The organism is Pontibacter litorisediminis (genome assembly GCF_029360645.1).
GTDB lineage: Bacteria > Bacteroidota > Bacteroidia > Cytophagales > Hymenobacteraceae > Pontibacter > Pontibacter litorisediminis.
This window is the reverse complement of sequence record NZ_JARDUA010000005.1, coordinates 16866-35851: the sequence shown is the minus strand read 5'-3', so window position 1 is coordinate 35851 and position 18986 is coordinate 16866. Positions and strand designations below refer to the sequence as shown.

Here is an 18986-nt window from a genome sequence, read left to right as displayed (position 1 = left end):
TTCTATGCCACCAGTTCTGCTTTATCTTCCCTGGCAGTGGGGGCAGCCATGGCTTTCTGTTGTTCCTGCCACTCCTGCTGCAGCATTTTAGAGGTTTTGCGGCTGCCGTCGTGGCTCCAGCCCGGAGGGCCGAATACGTACATGAACTTTGCCCTCCACGATTTCACGCTGCGCACATCTTTCCAGATGTCGTTAAACTCATGAAAGTTGAGGGTGATGGGGTCGTGCTTGGTAGGCGGGTGCAGCACCCCAAACTCTGTCTTAAGCTGTTTGTCCTTATCCATATACGTACCAAACAGCTTGTCCCAGATGATGAGGATGCCGCCGTGGTTGCGGTCAAGGTACTCTATGTTACGGGCATGGTGTACCTGGTGCACCCAGGGCGTGTTGAACACCTGCCCGAACACCGGAATTTTAGGCACCAGCGTGGAATGCAGGAAAAACTGGTAAATAGAGTTGAACGACATGCACAGCGCGATCATCACCGGGTTAAAGCCAAGTATCGGCATCCAGATCCAGTAAATGGGCTTGTACAGGAAAATGGTCCAGCCGTTGCGGAAGGCCGTGCCCAGGTTAAATTTCTCGGAGGAGTGATGCACCAGGTGCGCTGCCCAGAAAATCCGTATCGTGTGGCAGAAGCGGTGGTGCCAGTAAAAGTTAAAATCGTCGCCGATGAGGCAGAGCACCCACACCCACCAGGCCCAGCCCAGGTTTTCGTAACCCAGGAACTCCACGCGTAGCGGCTCAAAGAGTTTATAGAACAGGAAAAACAAGCCGATCTGGTACGCTTTGGTAAGCGTGTTTAGCGCGGCGGCCCCCAGCCCTACCCATGTGCTGGCCAGTGAATCTTTCAGGCTATAGAGGTCCTTATCCTCGCGGTAGCTAATGTAGGCCTCGCCAACGATCAGCAGGAAGAACAGGGGTACAAAATAGACAAAGGGGTTAGGCATTTCGCCAAACAGGATCTCCATAAACAGTAGTAGGGTAAGTTGAACAACAGTGCGCGTCCTAAGATCGGGCGCTGCGGAATTTTCTAAATTACGTAATTTTAAGCCTAAGTCCTATTTTAGCAGCCTAGGTAAGCGATATATACGCAGGAGTACGGGGTGAAGGTACAGTGAGTGCCGGCGCCTTTCGGCCGGCTTATGCGTACAGCTACCTTGCCGCAACACCCAATGTATACGCCCATGCCTTCAACGCTGAAAACCCGCATCGCCCCCACCCCCAGCGGCTACCTGCACCTGGGCAACGCGCTCTCGTTTGCCATTACGTGGGCGCTGGCGCGGCAGCAGAACGGCACCGTGGTGCTTCGGGTCGATGACCTGGACAATGCCCGCTTCCGGCCGGAGTATCTGCAGGATATCTTCGACACGCTGCACTTTATGGGACTGGATTATGACGAGGGCCCTGCCGATGCCGAGGACTTTCTGAAAGGTTACTCGCAGCACCTGCGCCTGCCGCGCTACCATGCCCTGCTGCAGCAACTGGTAGAGCAGGGAGTTGTTTACGCCTGCCCTTGCTCCCGCAAACAACTGGCCGCACTGCCCAGCAGCACCTGCGACCTGCATACCTGCCGCCACGAGCAGCTGCCCCTGCACCAGTCCGGCATTGCCTGGCGCATCCGCATACCTGAAGGTACAGAGGTTACCTTTCAGGACCAGCTGCTGCAAACCTCCACGGTAAAACTAGCCGAGGAGATGCCTGACTTCGTGGTGCAGCGCAAGGAAGGTATCCCCGCCTACCAGATTGCTTCGCTGGCCGACGACCTGCAGATGGGCATCAACACCATCGTGCGGGGCGAAGACCTGCTTTCTTCCACAGCAGCACAACTGTACCTGGCGCAACTACTGGGCGCGGAAGCCTTTACAAGTATAAACTTTGTGCACCACCCGCTGGTAGCAGACCCCGAGGGCGGCAAGCTCTCCAAATCCCACGACTCCCTATCTATTACAGAGATGCGCAAAGGCGGCCTCAGCAGCAAAGCGTTCTGGCAAACCATAGCGCACACGCTAGGCTGGCAGGAGAGAAATATAACGGATGCCAGGAGCTTTCTGGATAAGTTTAGACTGGAGGACCTCCGGAACATGAGCCAGAAAGAGCTGCGGGTGTAGCGGGCTCCTTTTTGCTCTAGGAGAAGGGTTTCTCGGCTGTTTTAGAATTCAGCCTAACACCTTACTTCTTCCCTAAAAAGTTTGGTAAGACCTGGATAGGTAAGGGCATTACACTTACAGCTTCTTTAACCGTCCAAGTAACCCATGCCACTAGTTTTTCTTCTAGTAAGGTTCTGGAGGAAGGGAGGTGAAGTAGAAGTATGCTGCCATAAGATAGAGCTACGATCGTTCTTTGAAGCTCGTGCTTTAGCTAGCCTAAAGGACAGGAATTCTGTAACACCGGGTCCAACCACCCCTACCCCTCCTTGTCAAAGGAGGAGAGTTCTGTCATTACTGATGCTGAAGTATAAGCTTTATGGCTGCTGGGGTCGCATCAGCAGAAGTATAAACCCACCCCCAGCCCCTCCGAGGAGGGGAATTAACCCCACCCCGGCCCTCCCCTAAGAACAGGGGGAGGGAGTTCAGTAGCACCGGGTCCAACCACCCCTACCACTCCTTGGCTAAGGGAGCCTGTTATTACTGGTGCTGAAGTATATATTTCATAGGTTCTGCTTTAACACCCCTGTAGTCCCCTCAAGGGGACAGTCGTAATAGCAGTGGCTATCGAACATATTCCCAGTCTTTGGGTTGAGCGCCTTCTAGATTTCCGGTTTCGCTTTAGCGAAATTGCGACAGCAAAGGAAATATAGACAGCGCGATGCCCGAAGACGAGGCCTCCCGGCCTGGAGGGAGCCAAAGCTTAAGATGAAACAAGCCGCTAATAAGTCTGGAGGATGAACGGCAGCTAGTAAGGATAGCCTGCTTCCAGTTGCAGGAAGCAGCAGCAACAGGGTAAGTCGCGCCAGCTGGAAGGATAGCTTTGTTCAGGCAGCGGGAGCAGCGGCTAAGAGAGGCACAAGCGGACGCTTGCGCCAGCTTAGGCATAAAGTATAGGAGCACACTTTACACGGACAGAGACATCCAGAGCAGGAGTCGCTATCACTTCCGCTCCGGCTGAATCAGCTGCCGCTGCGCGTCGTAAAGCCCCACCAGGATACTGTTGCCCTGCTCATCCACCTTCAGCCCGCCGTATTCTGCCGCCTCAAACACCTTGGCCTGCCCTTCTTCGAAAAAGTATGACTCAGCACCCAAATTGATGCTCCACTCGCCCTTGGTGTACCTGAGCAGGTGCTCCTGCGGGTGCAGCGGCACCTTGTCTTTTTGGTAGCGAACCAGTTGCGCCACCTGCTTTTCGTCCAGCTTTATTACGGCGTATCCTCTGGCAGGCAGCTTCTCCAGGTCCTCTGTCTGGCTGATGGCGTAGCTCAGGCGCATGTAGTCGCCCTGCATGAGCGAGCGCGGGTCTACAGGGGCCAGTTTCAGCAACACCAGCTCGCCGTTTTCCAGCACCTCTTCCTTCTCTGCCACCGAGAAGTTAAACATCACCAGCAGCAGCGCCAGGTTAGTAAGTATGATGATCACCCGTTTAGTCAGCATGGTGTTTGAGGTAATTGTTGAGAAGTATAAACCCACCCAGAAACAGCAGCCCACTCGCCACCAACACACCGGATTTGGCAAGCAGCGTCATGTTCAGGTCGTAGTAGTAGAGGACGATGAAGTATACAAGCGCCAGCAGCCCCACCCAAAAGCCCGGTTTGTGGCCGATGTAGAAGCTGGCCAAAAGTATAAGCAGCGCCCCCGGCACCGAGGGGGTAAGTATAAACGGCGCCAGCAAGAGCACCGCGCAAGTATAAATGACCAGCTTTGTTTTCGGGCTAAGTATAGCCACATCGCGCAGCACACGGTACACGAGCAGCAGCAGGCAACCGATCAGCACCAGACTCGATACCCAGAGGTGCGCTATGGTAGTAGATAGGAACTTCTGGTGCACGAACAGCGCCAGTGTGGCTGCTAGCGAGAAGATTACGCCCATCCTCACCGGTCCCAGCACCAGCGCAAAGCGGCGGGAAACAGCGATTAACCTGGCCTCGTTCAGGCTCAGGAAGGTAAGTACAAGAGCAAGTATGGCCGTAAAACCGTGGGAAAGGAAGTATACCTTATGGATGAAGATCAGGCCCAGCAAACTTCCGTTCAGCACCAGCACCGCGATAAACACGCTTATAGTGCTTACTGTAACCCCGATGGCTATTGCTGCCACACATGCCAGTATCACGGCTACTGCCGTGGTATTTTCAGTAAACTGCCCTATACCAACAGCCAGCAGCACATAACCTGTTATGTAGAGCGAAACTCCGATAGAGTCCGCAGAGGCATCTTTTTTCGTTCTGATCAGGGCCTCTGCCCCCGCCAAGCTGCACAGGCCAAAAAACAGCATCCCTATACTGGAGTTGTACAGACCGGCCGCCAGCAGGAAGCCTATAAAAGTAGCCATGCCCAACAGGCTGCCCAGGATGGTTAGCACCTTAATAGGAACACGCTTCATAAGCGAAGCCGTGGCGGTGTTCTCCGCCACGATGCTGTCGCGGTCGAAGGTAAAGCCGGGCTGCTCCTGCGCTAGCTCCTGCAGCAGCGCGTCGAGCTGTGCTGTCTCGTTATTTTCCATGCCACTGTCGGTAAAGGTTGCCCAGGTACTGCACCAGCAAGGTAATGCTGCCAACCACAAACACTGTGACCAGCATGAACATCAGTTCAGGCAGGTTCTCTCCGATTCTCAGAAAAAGCGCGGTAAGGAAAGCGATCGCACTAAAGGGAACAGCCGTGAGGTAAAACAGCTCGCGCACCCGTTTGCCGTACCAGATGGCCCCGCCATACATGCCGCATCCCAGCAAGAGCGCCAGGCCATAGTCTTCTTCGAAATTGCTAAACAGGAGCGAAATCATGCTGATGGTGATGAACACAATTGCGGCCAGCCCTACGATTCTGGGAAACCACCTGTGCTGCACATTTACTTTTCCTTTTACTGCCAGCACCTCCCACACTACCACGGCCGCAGCATTAAGTACAAACAGCGCATCCAGCACCAGGGCAAAGCTCCAATGGGTGGCTACCTGCTGGGTATAAAGTATAAACGTGGTGTTGAGCAGCGCCAGGAAAATAAACCACAGCGGCTGGAAGTTGGCCACCAGTACCCACAGCACCACGCAGTAGGTCCAGCCCCAGAAGAAGTCGAAGGCGTTGGCACCGGTCTGGTAGATCTGCCCATACACGGCAAACAGCACACCTACCAGCACGGCACTACCTGTTAGCAGCACGTTCCGGATGGTTTTGCTGAATTTGGGGAGAAGCGCAGCCAGGGTGGTAGCCAGCAGCAGGAACTCCAGCAGGCCCAGCTTCACGAACTTGTGCATATCGGCCCAGTTGTAGGCGAAAAAGAAGACGATGCCTGCCAGGGTAAAACTGGCACCCGTACCCAGCAAGAAAAGCCGGACAAAGGTGGCCCAGCTGCGGGCGGTAGCATATACCTCCTCGCTCCGCAGCTTGTTTTCGATACCGGCTGCCTGCCAGTTGCTGTGCCGGGCAACGCTGTAGATCAGCTCCCGGTTAATACTCTGTCTCATAGGCCTTGGGCTTAGCAAAAAGAAAAGTACAGAAACGGCAGCTCGGAAACAATACGAGTTTATACTTTGATTTTGGGAGATTTTGGGAAAAAGTGAGTTTTGGCTGGATAAGGATTTATGGGACGATTACCCCTTCCCAACCCTCCCCTAAAAACAGGGGGGAGTTTTATGCAGCACCGGGTCCAACCACCCCTACCCCTCCTTAGCCAAGGAGGGGAGCCTGTAGTTGCTTTTGCTGAAGTGTAAGTGGCATAGCTGCAGTCCTCATCAGCACAAGTATAAACCCACCCCAACCCCTCCCAGGAGGGGAATTCACTTCTCCCCAACCCTCTCCTAAAAACAGGAGAGGGAGCCTTTCAAGAGACGATTACACCCCTAGAGCTGCGCTCGCAAGTTTCGAACTCGCGCTCTCACTTGTCCTCAAGGGGACAGTAGTAACAGTCTTAGCTATCGAACCTGTTTCCAGCCTTTGGGTTGAGCGCCTTCTAGATTTCTGGTGCCGCCTTAGCGGCATTGCGACGTCAGGAGCAAAGGAAATGTAGACAGCGCGATGCCCGAAGGCGAGCCCTCTCGGGCTTGAGAGCACAAAAGCTAGAGGTGAAACGAGCTGCATGTAAGTCTGGAGGATAAACGGGAGCTAGTAAGGATAGCTTGTTTCCAGTAGGGGAAGCTGCGGCTAGGAAAGGCACAAGCGGACGCTTGCGCCAGCAGAAGGTATAAAGTATAATCAACCTCCGGTTACAGGCAAAACCTTTTGAAAGTATAAGCAAAGGGGGCAGTTGCATTGTAGCAACTGCCCCCTTTGCTTATACTTTATACTTAGCCTATTTACCAGCCGTTATCTTCACCGGCACTTCCAGGTTCTCCCAGCTCAACAACAACCCTTCGTCCGTCACATCATACTTCAGGCGCTCGTTCATTTCACCGGATTTACGCGGTGTTACCTTTACGCGCAGCGCATCCTGCTTTTCGTCGTATTGCGTTCCCCACTGCTTGGCTGTTTTGTTAAAGATCACAGTCCATTCCTCTTCACTAGGCAAGGTGTAGAAACTATAGGTGCCTGCGGGCAGCCGCTCGCCTTCCACCAGCACATCCTTGTCAAAGGTTACGGTGGTAGCCTCGTTGGCGCCAGAGCGCCACACCTGCCCGTAAGGCACCAAACCGCCCCAAATGTTGCGGCCTTTCACCGAAGGGCTGCTGTAGTTGACTGTTACCGTCACATCTCCGACTTTGCCCGTGGCAGTGGCTGCCGGACTCGCCTTCTGCTGGTTACCCTGTGCCAGCACGCTAAAAGACATCAGCATGCCAACCAACAGCATGCACCAACTCATTACCTTAGATTTGTTCATACGAGCTATAGTTTTAGTTCAAGAACAACATACGTAAAAGCGTTCCGCAAGTATAAGTACTACCTGATTATCAGGAGAGAATATGAGCAGCCAAGGCCCCGGCTGCTCCAGCCGCTTTACAACATTGGCCGTTTCTTCCGTATAGGGAGGGGAAGGTAAGACCACAGCACCGAACCTCGAAAACACGTATTTCATGCCATCATCAGCCTACAACAGCAGAAACACCAGGAGCTCCAGCCGCACACCAAAGCAGGAAACAGCCTACGGCAGGGCCCGCTACGCCGCCCCTGAGCCGGGGCAGACTTACGGCGCTGGCCGCTCCTCCCAAGCGGCTAAAAGGCTTTCCCGCAAAGCACGAAGCCGGCGTGTAAGGCGTGGCTCGGCGGTGGAGGGTGCTAAGAACAGGCTCAAGAACTTTCGGCAGGCCACCATACTGGCAGTGGCCATCACGGGCTTTATGATGCTGCTCTTCGCCCCGAGCGAGGCAGGCCTGGCGCAGGGGGGTGGGCAGGATACCATCGACACGGTAGCCGTTATCGAGGAGATAGCCGTGGAGGACTTAGTGGCCGCAGACTCAGTTGCCGGCGCTGCCGCAACAGACACCTCCCAACTATTATCGAGCAAGGAAGCGGCAGACGAAGCCATTGGAGCCTTGCAAGGCATGTGGGACAGCTTTTTTTACAACCTGCCCAAGATGCTCATCGCCCTGGGCACGCTGTTGCTGGCCTGGGGGGCGGTGCGGCTGCTGCGGCTGTTGCTCCAGAAAATTCTGGGCCGCTGGGAGCGCTCCAACGCCATCATCTCGCTCTTCTCTATTGCCGTATGGCTCCTGGCCATAGGCATTGCCATTAGTGTGGTGGCCGGCGACATACGCGCCATGCTAGGCTCTCTGGGCCTGATCGGCCTGGCCTTGTCTTGGTCGCTACAGACGCCGATCGAGAGCTTTACGGGCTGGCTGCTTAATTCTTTTCAGGGGTACTACCGCGTAGGCGACCGGGTGCGGGTAGGCGATGTATTCGGCGATGTGTACCGGATTGATTTCCTGACAACCACCGTGTGGGAGATCGGGGCGCCTTACCAGCCTGGCTTTGTGATGGCAGAGCAGCCAACCGGCCGCTTGGTTACGTTCCCAAACAACGAGATCCTGACGGGCACTGTTATTAACCTGACGCGCGACTTCCCTTTTGTATGGGATGAACTTGCTTTCGGCGTGGCCAATGAGTCGGATATTCCGCTCGCGATGGAGGTGATCGGCAATGTGGCCGAAGAACTGCTGGGCAATTACATGGTGGACCCTGCCCGGAGCTACGCCGCTTTGCTCAAGCGCGCGGACCTGGACTATAATGTAACCGACAGGCCACAGGTCTTCATCTCTTTGGAAGAGTCTTGGACCAACATCATCATCCGCTACCTGGTGGGTGCCCGGGAGCGCCGCAAGTGGAAGAGCGAACTCTCGCTACGCCTCACCAAGGAAACAGCCAAACCCGAGTACCGGGGCAAGATCATCCCCGTTTACCCTCGCCAGCAGGTGCAGTTCATCAACCCCGATGGGGTGCCTGCCCAGGCAAGCGCCATAGGCCGTGGCAATAGCCCTGAATAAGCCGGCGCATCTATGTCATCCGGGCCCATAGCTGCCGATGCACGTTGTAACTTTGTGACAGGCAATCAGGTATGCCTGCCTACCTTAAACAGATATTTTCATGAAACCATACCACGCCATACTTGCCGCCCTGCTTTGCTTAAGCTCCTGCGGCTCCGACTCCGCCGACGGAAACTATAACCGCGCCGCAGACGAAGACCTGATAGCAGCGCAGGTAGACACCAGCACCAAAGCCACCATCGACAGCATAGCGCAGGCAGCCGAGGAGGGCACAATTCTGCACCCCCTCCCCGACACATTAGTCCGGTTGCTGCAGCAAAGGCAGCCCAAGGCGGAGGTGGCCACACTCACCGATCAGGCCATGGCCAACAAAAAGGCGCAGGTTCGTAACCCGCTGTTCCTGCGCGGTAATTTTAACGGCAACGGCACACCCGACTACGCGGTGCAGGTCCTCCAGAACGACTCTATCCAAATCCTGGCCTTCCTGGATTACACCCAACGGCCCCGGGAGGTAAAGGTGGCCAGCTATCCCGCACAGCTCCTGAACGGCGGCCGCTACAGCACTTACCAACTTAAGCTTGCCTCGCAGGACTCGCTGGTGCGCAACCCGCGCCAGCAGCAAAGCGCCAGCCTGAAAACAGATGGCATTTCAGTGTTAGAAGACAACCGCACCACGCTCTACGTGCTGCAAAACAACCGTTTTATACCTTTCGATGCGCAGGAGTAACGCCTGGCGCCGAATTTGGTAACTTTGCCTGCTGCAGGGCCTTGCTTTTACCCCTGATTTACTTTGCCGCCATACCCTTATGTCACCAACTGATAAGCCTGTCCGGCAGCTCACGCCCCAGATCGCCGCTCCGGCCACGCGAAAACTGAGCGCGCTGCAGCAGGAGTTTAACCAAAAGACGGCGCTAATAGCCCAACTGAAGCAGGAGCTTGCAGACAGGCACGCAAGTATAAACCTGGCGCAGAAGCGTGTCGAGAAGGAACTGCGGCCTATTATAGAGCAGCAGCTCGAGAAACGGGTGGAGCTGGCCAAACTGCTTGATGAGGCTTATGCACTCCCCATTTTCAGTTACCGGGAAAAAGAAAAACTAGCTGCCCTTATTGAGAACCTCTCCTTTGACTTGATAAGCAACTATGAGCGCCGGGACATGGTGGAGCTGCACGACAGGTATGCCGCGTTCACTTACGATGAAAAAGCAGCCTACACCGATGAGGGTACAGAAGGCCTGGATGAAAGTATAGCGGATGATGAGGCCGAGGCAGCAGGTGAACTCGAAGATCTGGATGACTATGAGCGCATACAGGCGGAGTTGGACCGGGAGATGGAGCGCCGGGAGCGTGAAAAGCAGCACCGCCAGAAAAGCCGCAAAACCAAAGCGCAGCTTGCCAAGGAGGCGCAGGCAAAGGCTGAGCTGAGCAACATCAGCAAAGCCAGCCGCCGCGTGTACACCGAGCTGGCCAAGCAGCTGCACCCCGATAAGGAGCAGGATGCAGCCAAACGCGCCTGGAAAGAAGAAGCCATGAAACGCGTAACCCAGGCCTACCACCACGATGACTTTTTTGAGCTGCTGCGCCTGCAGATGGAGTTTATGCAGGAACAAGGCCAGGCCCTGAGCGAACTTCCTGATGAACGGCTGCAGTACTACGTACGCATACTGGCTGACCAGGAGGATGAGCTCAAAGCCAGACTTCAGGAATTCGCTTCTGGCCCCAACGCAGGCTTTTACGCCCGCTTTGGCGGCAGCCCCGGGCAAATGGACCAGAAGTTTAAGAGGGCCAAAGAGGACCTGAACCGGGAGTTGGAGCAGCTGAAGCAAAATCTCCGTGCCCTGCAGGACCCGCATATGGTGAAGGCACTGTTGAAGTAGAGACAACCAACTATACCGCCCACTTCCGCTGCCCCCACAACGGCAGTATGAAAGTGACCCAGGCGCACCGCAAGTTGGAAAACGCGCTAACGCTGCGCTTTAAAAAAGCTAAATCCAAGCACCAAGGTAAAACTGTCCGAAAATTTCTTTGCCAGCAGTCACAGCTCATTACTCCTCATGGGTTGCCAACACAGGCCATTTTTAAGGCAGTATTAAAGGGCAAAACTCCACCCTTATTCAAGCAAATCCTCCCAAGTTCAGATTTTCTTCAGATTCACCTCGTTAGATTGTAATTGAACACATGTTTCACCAAAAATTTAGAACCATGAAGAAGATATTTGTTGGACTCGCCGTTGTTGGAGCTTCAGTTATTGCCGCACAGGCACAGGATGTACCTGCCAAGGAAGTTCCTGAGGCTGTGAAAAGTGCCTTGACTCAGAAATATGCTAACGCCACAGACCTTGAGTGGGAAAAAGATGGCAATAACTACGAGGCTGATTTCGACGTGGACCGCATCGACTATGCTGCCATGATCGACCCCTCCGGCAAGATACTGATGACCAAGCGCGATGTAATGGAGAAAGACCTGCCACAAGGTATACGCACTGCCATAGATCAAAAATACAAAGGTATGCGTGTAGATGATGTGGAGCAGGTCGAGAAAGACGGCAAAACCTACTACCAGTTAGAGCTCGATCAAAAAGGCCAGGACAAAAAGATAGTTTTTGCTGAGGATGGCCAGGAAGTAACCGAGCCAACCTATTGGGATTAAGTATAAAATACAAGTATAGAAAAGCGCCTGGGGCTGTAGCCTCAGGCGCTTTTCTATACTTTACACCCTACCTTGGAGCAGACAGCCGTGCAGACGGGCAGGACAGATCATTATTTATACTGCTTGCTGAGCGCAGCATCAAAGAGGAGCTAAGCGTGGCAGCCATTTTGTAACGGGCCAAAGCATAGAGATGAGCATTACACCGGCTAGAACACCCGCTCTTTCGGATTTGTAATCCGAAAGTTTTCTACTACAGGGATTTATAATCCGTCGCGAACAGCCGTACAAGCCTGCATGGGACTGAAAAACAGAACACATTCAGCTTATTTATACTTCCTCACCCTGACGGTAGTGGACTGGGTGGATGTGTTTACCCGCCCGGCATACCGGCACATCCTCATAGATTCTCTGAAATATTGCCAGCAACACAAAGGACTGGAGTTATGTGCCTGGTGCCTGATGAGCAACCACCTGCACCTAATTGCCGGGGCACAAGACGGCTATAATCTTTCAGACATACTTCGTGATTTCAAGAAATTTTCCAGCAAAGCAATCCTAAAGGCTATACAGGAAGAAAATGAAAGCCGCAAAGACTGGCTGCTCAATCGTTTTGCATACGCAGCGGCCAATGATGTAAAAACCAAGAACTTCAAATTCTGGCAGGACGGCAACGAAGCCAAGGAACTACACACAAACAGCTTCATGGAACAGAAGCTACAGTATATCCATCAGAACCCAGTAGCAGCTGAAATTGTAGCCGAGCCAGAGCATTACTTGTATAGTTCGGCGCTGAATTACGCCGGTCACCCCGGCCTGCTGGATGTTATACTGCTGGAGTAAAGGTCAGATTACAAATTCTCATAACAGGTGCTTCGGAACTACAAATCCCGAAGAGCGGCGGTGAGCGCGTGGAATAGGGGTTGCTCTTTCAAATTTGTAATCCGCTTTTCCCACTGCTTTTTCGGATTTACAATCCGAAAACGAATACTATCAGGATTTATAATCCGCTTTTATACTTTTGAAGTGGCAGTTCTCTTTGCTAAAGCAGCTGTTGAAGTCGGATTACAAATCCTCGCAGTAGGTGCTTTCGGATTGCAAATCCGAAAGAGCGGATTGGGGCTTTTAACGATGGTTCGCTTTCTAAAACTTACGCGTGGGTATACTTATGGCTGGTTCAATGTAATAAACCACTACGCCTGCGACAGAGGAGCTGTCAGATCTTTGATTTCAGTCTGCAATTCATCGGCAAAGGGCTGTAGTTTAAGCAAGGCAACTTCCTTCTTCCCCTCCTGTGACAGCAGTATTTTGGTGCCATCCTCCAACCAGAGGTAGCCGTCAAAAGAAGTGGAGACGACCCGAGACCAAGAGCGTACGGAAGGCTGGTGGATTGTTCTGTTCTTCTTCAGGAAAATACACTTGATCCCGGGGTATGGCTCTTGCTGCCCCAATGTATATCCTAAGACATGCACTCCTATCCTATAGGTCCCGCTATACATATCTATTTCGAGGCACTTGAAGTACAAAAACGGCAGAATGCCAGTTACAATCAGGATCAAGCCTACCACGGGCTGAGTTATGGCCAAGGCTATTCCTCCGGTTGTAATAATGATAGCGCTTACCTTCGTCCCATAGCCTGGAGGGTCGGTTAGCCTGTAGCGAAGTAAAGGTGTTTCCATAGCCTTTAAATATACAGCTTTTACAGATAACTTTCCCCGCTGGCGCAATTAGCTAACGCCGCTGCAGAAGTCGGATTGTAAATCCGAAAGAGCGGGAATAAATATTTATACTTGTTTTCATATATTGCCTGGCTATGGCCTATGCTGACAAACTACCTTTACCCGCTTTACATTTCTTCCGATGGTTTAACGCCGGCTGCTTACTTTTTACAGTAGTTGCCCTTCTTGACGTTTATGTTCTACCATATAAAGTCTACAATGAAAAGATCGTCTCCCGGCAGGAGATACACTATACAGGGCGCTCTAGATACAGTAACCACAGCTACACAATTCAATTAGACAACGAAATTCTTTATACCGAGCACTTCCGGTACGCTTATCACAAAGTACAGCGATTCAATCCAAAGGAGGCAGACTCGGCTCGTTTGGTTACTACGCGAATATTTAAAATTGTAAAAACAGCCTATCTTAAAGCTAATGGTGTTGAAAAAGAATTACGGCAAGGAGCGAGCATATTTGGCAGTTTCGCATTTATACCTATTGCGTTCGGATTGATAGCCATTTTTGGAGTAGCCATGTGGCATAACAAAGAGCAGCTACTAAATGCTGCGATCATGAACATGATTGTAATCATAGTTCAGCTTTGGGTGCTTGGGTACTTTTAGATCACTTCTATACTTTCCGCTGGCACAGCCCACGGCTCCCCGCTCCCGCAAGCTTGCAGTTCGTGCTTCTGAATTACCACATGGGCCGTTCGCACCCGCCAGCATATTCTACTCCCCTGCAACCTTCTGCTCCTGCATCCTGTTCTGATAAGACATTAACTTGTAGTATCTTTGTAAAGAAGAAACAGCAGAACGCGACTTGGTAAAAGCCCTGCGTTCTGCCTTTGCTGTTTTGTAATAGACCTGAATGAAAGTAACTGATTTTCTAGAGCTTTACCGCCTCGATGGCGAGGTGCAGACCATCGCCGACCGGCTCAAAGCGGATAAACCTTACCGGCTCCAGATAAAGGGCTTGGCGGGCAGCCAGGACGCCGTGCTGGCATCGGCTGTTTATACTTTAAACCCGCAGCACCAGCTTTTCGTGATGCATGACCGGGAGGAGGCTGCCTATTTCTACACCGACCTGAAGAACCTGCTGGGCGAGGAGAAAGAGATCCTGCTTTTCCCTACCTCCTACAAGCGTCCTTACAGCTTCGACGATACCGAGAACGCCAACATCCTCATGCGGGCCGAGGTACTCAACCGCCTGAACCAGAAGACAGGTAAAGGTGAGCTGATTGTGACGTACCCGGAGGCGCTCACTGAGAAGGTGATCAATAAAAAGTCGCTGGTGGAGAACACGCTGGGCGCCAAGGTAGGCGAGAAGCTGGACACGGCTTTCCTGAGCGAGATGCTGGCTGAGTATGGCTTTGAACGCACCGAGTTTGTGTATGAGGCAGGCCAGTACGCTGTGCGCGGCGGCATTGTGGACGTGTTCTCTTACGCGAACGACCTTCCCTACCGCATCGAGCTTTTCGGCGACGAGATCGAAAGTATACGCACCTTTGACCCGGACACGCAGCTGTCGGTAGAGACGAAGAAAGCCATCTCGATTATTCCCAACGTGCAGACGAAGCTGTTGCAGGAAACGCGCGAGGCTTTTCTGGATTTCCTACCCGGCAACACCACCATCTGGTTTAAGGATGTGCGTCTGACGCTGGACGTGATCGAGGAGTATTTCGACAAGGCCTCGCACAGTTTCGAGAAGATGATGGCCGGCAGCGGCGGCACGCAGATCGTATCGGACCCGGAGCAGCTGTTCCAGACGCAAAAGCAGTTCAAGCAACTGCTGGAGAAGTATAACGTGGTGGAGATCGGCAAGCGCTTTCACTACAAGTCCGCAGAGGTGATTCAGCTAAAAGCCAAGCCGCAGCCATCGTTCAACAAGGACTTTAAGCGGCTGGTAAAAGACCTCCACGAGCAGCAGGGCGCCGGTTTCGTGAACGTGATCGCTACAGACTCGCCGCGCCAGATCAACCGCCTCACCATGATTTTCGATGAGCTGGACCACGACGTGCGCTTCCAGCATCTGCCTATCTCGCTGCGCGAGGGCTTCATCGACCAGACACTAAAGATTACCTGCTACACCGACCACCAGCTCTTCGACCGCTTTTACCAGCACAAGGCCAAAACCGGGCACTCCAAGTCCAAGGCCATGACGCTGAAAGAGCTGCGCTCGCTGCAGCCCGGCGATTACGTAACCCACGTGGACTATGGCATCGGCCGCTTTGCGGGACTCGAGAAAGTGGAAGTGGGCGGCCGCCTGCAGGAGGCCATCCGACTGGTGTACCGCGACGACGATTTGCTGTACGTTAGCATCCATTCGCTGCACAAGATTAGCAAGTATAGCGGCAAGGAAGGCGGCCCGCCAAGTATGAGCAAGCTGGGCTCGCCGGAGTGGGAAAATAAGAAGAAGAAGGTTAAGGGCAAGGTAAAGGACATTGCCCACGAGCTGATCAGCCTGTATGCCAAGCGCAAAGCCGCCCCGGGATATTCCTTCAGCAAGGACGGCTTTCTGCAGGCCGAGCTGGAGTCATCGTTTATCTACGAGGATACCCCGGACCAGGCAAAATCTACCGAGGATGTGAAGGCTGACATGGAGCAGCCCCACCCCATGGACCGCCTGGTGTGCGGCGACGTGGGCTTCGGCAAAACCGAGGTGGCCATACGTGCCGCCTTCAAAGCCGCCTGCGACGGCAAGCAGGTGGCCGTGCTGGTGCCCACTACCATACTTGCCATGCAGCACTACCGCACCTTCCGCGACCGGCTGGAGCAGTTTCCGATCACGGTCGACTATATCAACCGCTTTAAAACTGCCAAGGACACCAAGGAGACACTAAAGCGCGTAGCCGAAGGCAAAGTGGATATTTTGATCGGCACGCACCGCATTGTGAGCAAGGATGTGAAGTTTAAGGACCTGGGCCTGCTGGTAATAGACGAGGAGCAGAAGTTTGGCGTGAAGACAAAGGACAAGCTCAAGGAGATGCGCGTGAACGTGGATACCCTGACCCTGACGGCCACGCCTATTCCGCGCACGCTGCACTTCTCGCTGATGGGTGCCCGCGACCTCTCGGTTATCGCCACGCCGCCGCCCAACCGCCAGCCGGTAAAAACAGAGCTGCACGTGTTCGACGAAGTCCTGATCCGGGATGCCGTGGTGAACGAGATGAAGCGTGGTGGCCAGGTGTTCTTCGTGCACAACCGCATCAAAGACATCGAGGAAATTGCCGATATGATCCTGCGCCATGTGCCGGATGCCAGGGTTACGTACGCCCACGGGCAAATGGAGCCGGAGAAGCTGGAGAAGCGCATGATGAAATTCGTGAACGGCGAGTACGATGTGCTGGTATCGACCAACATCATCGAGTCCGGCCTGGACATTGAGAACGCCAACACCATCATCATCAACCGGGCGCATATGTTTGGCCTCTCGGACCTGCACCAGATGCGTGGCCGCGTGGGCAGATCGAACAAGAAAGCCTACTGCTACCTGCTCACCCCACCGGTGGCTGGCCTGCCGACAGACGCCCGCAAGCGCCTGAGCACCTTGGAGGAGTTCTCCGACCTGGGCGAGGGCTTCAAGATCGCCATGCGCGACTTGGATATCCGCGGCGCCGGCAACCTGCTGGGCGGCGAGCAGAGTGGCTTTATCTCCGACCTTGGCTTTGAGATGTACCACCAGGTGCTCGACGATGCGATCAAGGAGCTAAAGGAAACAGAGTTCCGCGACCTGTTCATGAAAGATAACCTGGCCGAGTTCATAGAGCCGGTGCGCGAGTGTAATATTGAGACCGACATGGAGGTGCTGATCCCGGAGAGCTACGTGAGCAACATCTCCGAGCGCCTGAACCTGTACAGCAGGCTCGACAGCGTGAAAAGCATGGAAGAGCTGGACAAGCTGTGCGCCAGTATACGAGACCGGTTCGGCCCAATGCCGGAGGCTGTGCAGCAGTTGGTGGAGATCGTGAAGCTGCGCTGGCAGGCACAACAGCTTGGGTTCGAGAAGCTCACCATCAAGAAAGAAACCATGAAAGGCTACCTTCCCGCCGAGAACAACGACAAGTACTTTCAGTCAGACGTTTTCGGCAACATCCTCAAATATGTGCAGCAGCACCCGCGCCGCTCGCGCCTGAAGGAGTCGAAGGACAAGCTCATTGTGATTGTGGAGGACATACAAAGCTTAGCCGACGCCAAGGAGGTATTCGGGGGCTTTGGGCTGAAGGAGGTTGTACCGGACAAAGTAAAAGTATAAGTTAATTTATCTGCTTTTAAGGTGCCTGCCTCTGCTGCTCCTCGTAAAAAGAGATTGCGGTGGCAGGCAACTCTTTCGTTGCGCCAGATAACTTTTTTACCTAATTTACTTTTAAAGTATAAGCATCCAAGTCAGCTTACTATGCCTATAACCCAAGTCAAACTTTCCCCAGACTTTGCCCTTGTGTTTCGCGCACTGCCTGGGCTGTACCTACTTCTTTCGCCTGAACTGAAGGTGCTGGATGCTACTGAGAGATATGCCCGTACCTCGAATTTTGACTTGGAAGGCACTATCGGGAAACACATCATGGATACTTTTCCTGAGAACCCTGAGAAATCGGATGAGCCTGCCAAAACAGACCTAACGGCGTCGCTAAGCTATGTACTGGCGCAAAAACAGCCTCACACAATGCCGCAGGTGCGCTACGATGTACCCCTTGCAGGAGGCGGCTTTGAGCGCAGGTACTGGACCACCACCCACACCCCTATACTGAATGCCAACGGTGAGCTGGTGTACATCCTGCAGGAAACCCGTGATGTGACGGAAACCGTGCTGCAGGAGCAACTAAACGAAGAAAACAAGGAGCGCCTGACCCTGCTTACCGAAACGCTGAACGCGGTAACATGGGAGTACCAGGTGGCACAAGACAAACTGAACTGGGGCGAGAAGCTGCAGCAGGTGTTTGGTTACTCCCCTAAAGACATGGCGCGGGGCAGGGAATCCTGGAGCAGCCGCGTGCACCCCGCTGATTATGAGGCCGTGCAGCAGAACCTGGAACAAGCCGTTTCCTCCGGAGGCAATACCTGGACGAGTGAGTACCGCTTTCAGAAGGCGGATGGCGCCTACGCTTATGTGCAGGACCAGGGTGTGATCCTGTATGACGAGAAGTGCCGGATAGAACGCCTCTTCGGTGCCATGATCGACTTAACAGAAAGCAAGCAGTCGGAGGAGAGCCTGAGGGAAAGCAAGGCCCGGTTCTGGCACATACTGGAGCGGCTGCCGCACATGGCCTGGATGGCTGATGCCAAAGGCCGCCTGATATACTTTAACGAAAATTGGTACGACTATACCGGCCTTCCGCAGGGGCAGGTGCAGGGCTGGATAAACGCCATCCACCCAGAAGACTCCGCCCATGTACTTACTGCCTGGGCAGAGTCCTATACCCATGGCTACATGTTTGAGCATGAGTACCGCATCCGCAACCAGGCCGATGGCACCTACCGCTGGTTTCTGGACCGGGGGGTGCCTATGTTTGACGAACAGGGCAAGGTAGAGGCCTGGATCGGAACCTTTACGGACATAGAAGAGCAACGCAGCGCCCTGGCCCAGGTGCAGCTTAAGGACCAGCAGCTGGAGAACATCCTGAGGCTGTCGCCGGCGCACCTTTGCCTGCTCATGGGCCCGGATTACGTTTGCCGCTACGTAACGCCAGGTATATACAAAATGTATGGCAGCCGGCAATACCTGGGCCGGCCGGCCCGCGAGATTTGGCCAGACATGCCCCAGCCCGAGTTCATGCTGTCCCTCGACCAAGTATACCAGGAGCAGAGCCCTGTCACCATCAAGGAAGTGTGTATCCCCTTTAGCCGACACTTTGGCGACCCGCAGCAAGAGGCTTACTTTGATTTGCAGCTCCAGCCCATCATCAACTCAGACCAGCAGATAGAGGGCATCTTGCTTTCTGCCCTGGAGGTTACGGAGCTCGTGCAGTGCAAGCAAAAGGCACAGAACGCCGGTGCCGCCGGGGAGCACACCGGGTAAGGCTGCTTTAGCGCCGTTACACTACATTTGAAAAGGAAACGTTAGGATAT

At 53.8% G+C, this 18986-nt stretch carries 16 protein-coding genes; 10 read left to right on the top strand and 6 right to left on the bottom strand.

The window, feature by feature from the left end; all coding sequences use genetic code 11:
• Positions 1–2: 2 nt before the first annotated feature.
• The gene (locus PXG97_RS15710) at positions 3–971 is read right to left on the bottom strand and encodes a sterol desaturase family protein (protein ID WP_276498735.1); all 969 of its coding nucleotides are present in this window, start codon (positions 969–971) and stop codon (positions 3–5) included.
• 216 nt (positions 972–1187) lie between these two features.
• Here PXG97_RS15710 and PXG97_RS15705 point away from each other — a divergent pair, with 216 nt between their 5' ends.
• The gene (locus PXG97_RS15705) at positions 1188–2111 is read left to right on the top strand and encodes a glutamate--tRNA ligase family protein (RefSeq protein WP_276498734.1); all 924 of its coding nucleotides are present in this window, start codon (positions 1188–1190) and stop codon (positions 2109–2111) included.
• 978 nt (positions 2112–3089) lie between these two features.
• Here PXG97_RS15705 and PXG97_RS15700 read toward each other — a convergent pair.
• The 4 genes from PXG97_RS15700 to PXG97_RS15685 all read right to left on the bottom strand — a co-directional run bounded on the left by PXG97_RS15700 (position 3090) and on the right by PXG97_RS15685 (position 6957).
• The gene (locus PXG97_RS15700; protein WP_276498733.1) at positions 3090–3587 is read right to left on the bottom strand and encodes a GDYXXLXY domain-containing protein; all 498 of its coding nucleotides are present in this window, start codon (positions 3585–3587) and stop codon (positions 3090–3092) included.
• On the bottom strand, positions 3577–4653 hold the full coding sequence (locus PXG97_RS15695) for a DUF4401 domain-containing protein (RefSeq protein ID WP_276498732.1): 1077 nt from the start codon (positions 4651–4653) through the stop codon (positions 3577–3579). Before PXG97_RS15695 ends, PXG97_RS15700 begins: the two co-directional genes overlap by 11 nt.
• Positions 4643–5608, bottom strand: a complete 966-nt coding sequence (locus PXG97_RS15690; protein WP_276498731.1) for a DUF2157 domain-containing protein — start codon at positions 5606–5608, stop codon at positions 4643–4645. Before PXG97_RS15690 ends, PXG97_RS15695 begins: the two co-directional genes overlap by 11 nt.
• 824 nt (positions 5609–6432) lie before the next feature.
• Positions 6433–6957, bottom strand: coding sequence for a DUF2911 domain-containing protein (locus PXG97_RS15685; RefSeq protein WP_276498730.1), 525 nt, complete (start codon positions 6955–6957; stop codon positions 6433–6435).
• A gap of 193 nt (positions 6958–7150) precedes the next feature.
• Here PXG97_RS15685 and PXG97_RS15680 point away from each other — a divergent pair, with 193 nt between their 5' ends.
• From PXG97_RS15680 to PXG97_RS15655, 6 genes are all read left to right on the top strand, one after another.
• Complete coding sequence (locus tag PXG97_RS15680; protein WP_276498729.1) at positions 7151–8557, top strand: mechanosensitive ion channel family protein; 1407 nt, start codon at positions 7151–7153, stop codon at positions 8555–8557.
• 100 nt (positions 8558–8657) lie between these two features.
• Positions 8658–9284 (top strand): hypothetical protein, encoded by a 627-nt coding sequence (locus tag PXG97_RS15675; RefSeq protein WP_276498728.1) that lies wholly within the window; start codon positions 8658–8660, stop codon positions 9282–9284.
• Positions 9285–9363: 79 nt separating this feature from the next.
• Positions 9364–10431 (top strand): coiled-coil domain-containing protein, encoded by a 1068-nt coding sequence (locus PXG97_RS15670; RefSeq protein WP_276498727.1) that lies wholly within the window; start codon positions 9364–9366, stop codon positions 10429–10431.
• Between the two features lie 47 nt (positions 10432–10478).
• Complete coding sequence (locus PXG97_RS15665; RefSeq protein WP_276498726.1) at positions 10479–10724, top strand: hypothetical protein; 246 nt, start codon at positions 10479–10481, stop codon at positions 10722–10724.
• 32 nt (positions 10725–10756) lie between these two features.
• Positions 10757–11203: a PepSY-like domain-containing protein gene (locus tag PXG97_RS15660; protein WP_276498725.1), complete on the top strand. Its 447-nt coding sequence runs from the start codon at positions 10757–10759 to the stop codon at positions 11201–11203.
• 294 nt (positions 11204–11497) lie between these two features.
• Positions 11498–12043, top strand: coding sequence for an REP-associated tyrosine transposase (locus PXG97_RS15655; protein ID WP_276498724.1), 546 nt, complete (start codon positions 11498–11500; stop codon positions 12041–12043).
• Between the two features lie 350 nt (positions 12044–12393).
• On the opposite strand, the gene PXG97_RS15650 is transcribed toward PXG97_RS15655, so the two are convergent.
• Positions 12394–12879, bottom strand: coding sequence for a hypothetical protein (locus PXG97_RS15650; RefSeq protein WP_276498723.1), 486 nt, complete (start codon positions 12877–12879; stop codon positions 12394–12396).
• Positions 12880–13013: 134 nt separating this feature from the next.
• Between PXG97_RS15650 and PXG97_RS15645 the strand changes: the two genes are divergently transcribed.
• From PXG97_RS15645 to PXG97_RS15635, 3 genes are all read left to right on the top strand, one after another.
• On the top strand, positions 13014–13544 hold the full coding sequence (locus tag PXG97_RS15645) for a hypothetical protein (protein ID WP_276498722.1): 531 nt from the start codon (positions 13014–13016) through the stop codon (positions 13542–13544).
• A gap of 247 nt (positions 13545–13791) precedes the next feature.
• Positions 13792–17175 (top strand): transcription-repair coupling factor, encoded by a 3384-nt coding sequence (gene mfd, locus PXG97_RS15640; protein ID WP_276498721.1) that lies wholly within the window; start codon positions 13792–13794, stop codon positions 17173–17175.
• A 141-nt stretch (positions 17176–17316) separates the two neighbouring features.
• The gene (locus PXG97_RS15635) at positions 17317–18936 is read left to right on the top strand and encodes a PAS domain-containing protein (RefSeq protein ID WP_276498720.1); all 1620 of its coding nucleotides are present in this window, start codon (positions 17317–17319) and stop codon (positions 18934–18936) included.
• Positions 18937–18986: the final 50 nt, after the last annotated feature.

Coding starts and splice junctions, on each gene's coding strand:
- PXG97_RS15710 (WP_276498735.1), bottom strand. CDS start 971: ATGGAGATCCTGTTTGGCGAAATGCCTAACCCCTTTGTCTATTTTGTA.
- PXG97_RS15705 (WP_276498734.1), top strand. CDS start 1,188: ATGCCTTCAACGCTGAAAACCCGCATCGCCCCCACCCCCAGCGGCTAC.
- PXG97_RS15700 (WP_276498733.1), bottom strand. CDS start 3,587: ATGCTGACTAAACGGGTGATCATCATACTTACTAACCTGGCGCTGCTG.
- PXG97_RS15695 (WP_276498732.1), bottom strand. CDS start 4,653: ATGGAAAATAACGAGACAGCACAGCTCGACGCGCTGCTGCAGGAGCTA.
- PXG97_RS15690 (WP_276498731.1), bottom strand. CDS start 5,608: ATGAGACAGAGTATTAACCGGGAGCTGATCTACAGCGTTGCCCGGCAC.
- PXG97_RS15685 (WP_276498730.1), bottom strand. CDS start 6,957: ATGAACAAATCTAAGGTAATGAGTTGGTGCATGCTGTTGGTTGGCATG.
- PXG97_RS15680 (WP_276498729.1), top strand. CDS start 7,151: ATGCCATCATCAGCCTACAACAGCAGAAACACCAGGAGCTCCAGCCGC.
- PXG97_RS15675 (WP_276498728.1), top strand. CDS start 8,658: ATGAAACCATACCACGCCATACTTGCCGCCCTGCTTTGCTTAAGCTCC.
- PXG97_RS15670 (WP_276498727.1), top strand. CDS start 9,364: ATGTCACCAACTGATAAGCCTGTCCGGCAGCTCACGCCCCAGATCGCC.
- PXG97_RS15665 (WP_276498726.1), top strand. CDS start 10,479: ATGAAAGTGACCCAGGCGCACCGCAAGTTGGAAAACGCGCTAACGCTG.
- PXG97_RS15660 (WP_276498725.1), top strand. CDS start 10,757: ATGAAGAAGATATTTGTTGGACTCGCCGTTGTTGGAGCTTCAGTTATT.
- PXG97_RS15655 (WP_276498724.1), top strand. CDS start 11,498: ATGGGACTGAAAAACAGAACACATTCAGCTTATTTATACTTCCTCACC.
- PXG97_RS15650 (WP_276498723.1), bottom strand. CDS start 12,879: ATGGAAACACCTTTACTTCGCTACAGGCTAACCGACCCTCCAGGCTAT.
- PXG97_RS15645 (WP_276498722.1), top strand. CDS start 13,014: ATGGCCTATGCTGACAAACTACCTTTACCCGCTTTACATTTCTTCCGA.
- mfd (WP_276498721.1), top strand. CDS start 13,792: ATGAAAGTAACTGATTTTCTAGAGCTTTACCGCCTCGATGGCGAGGTG.
- PXG97_RS15635 (WP_276498720.1), top strand. CDS start 17,317: ATGCCTATAACCCAAGTCAAACTTTCCCCAGACTTTGCCCTTGTGTTT.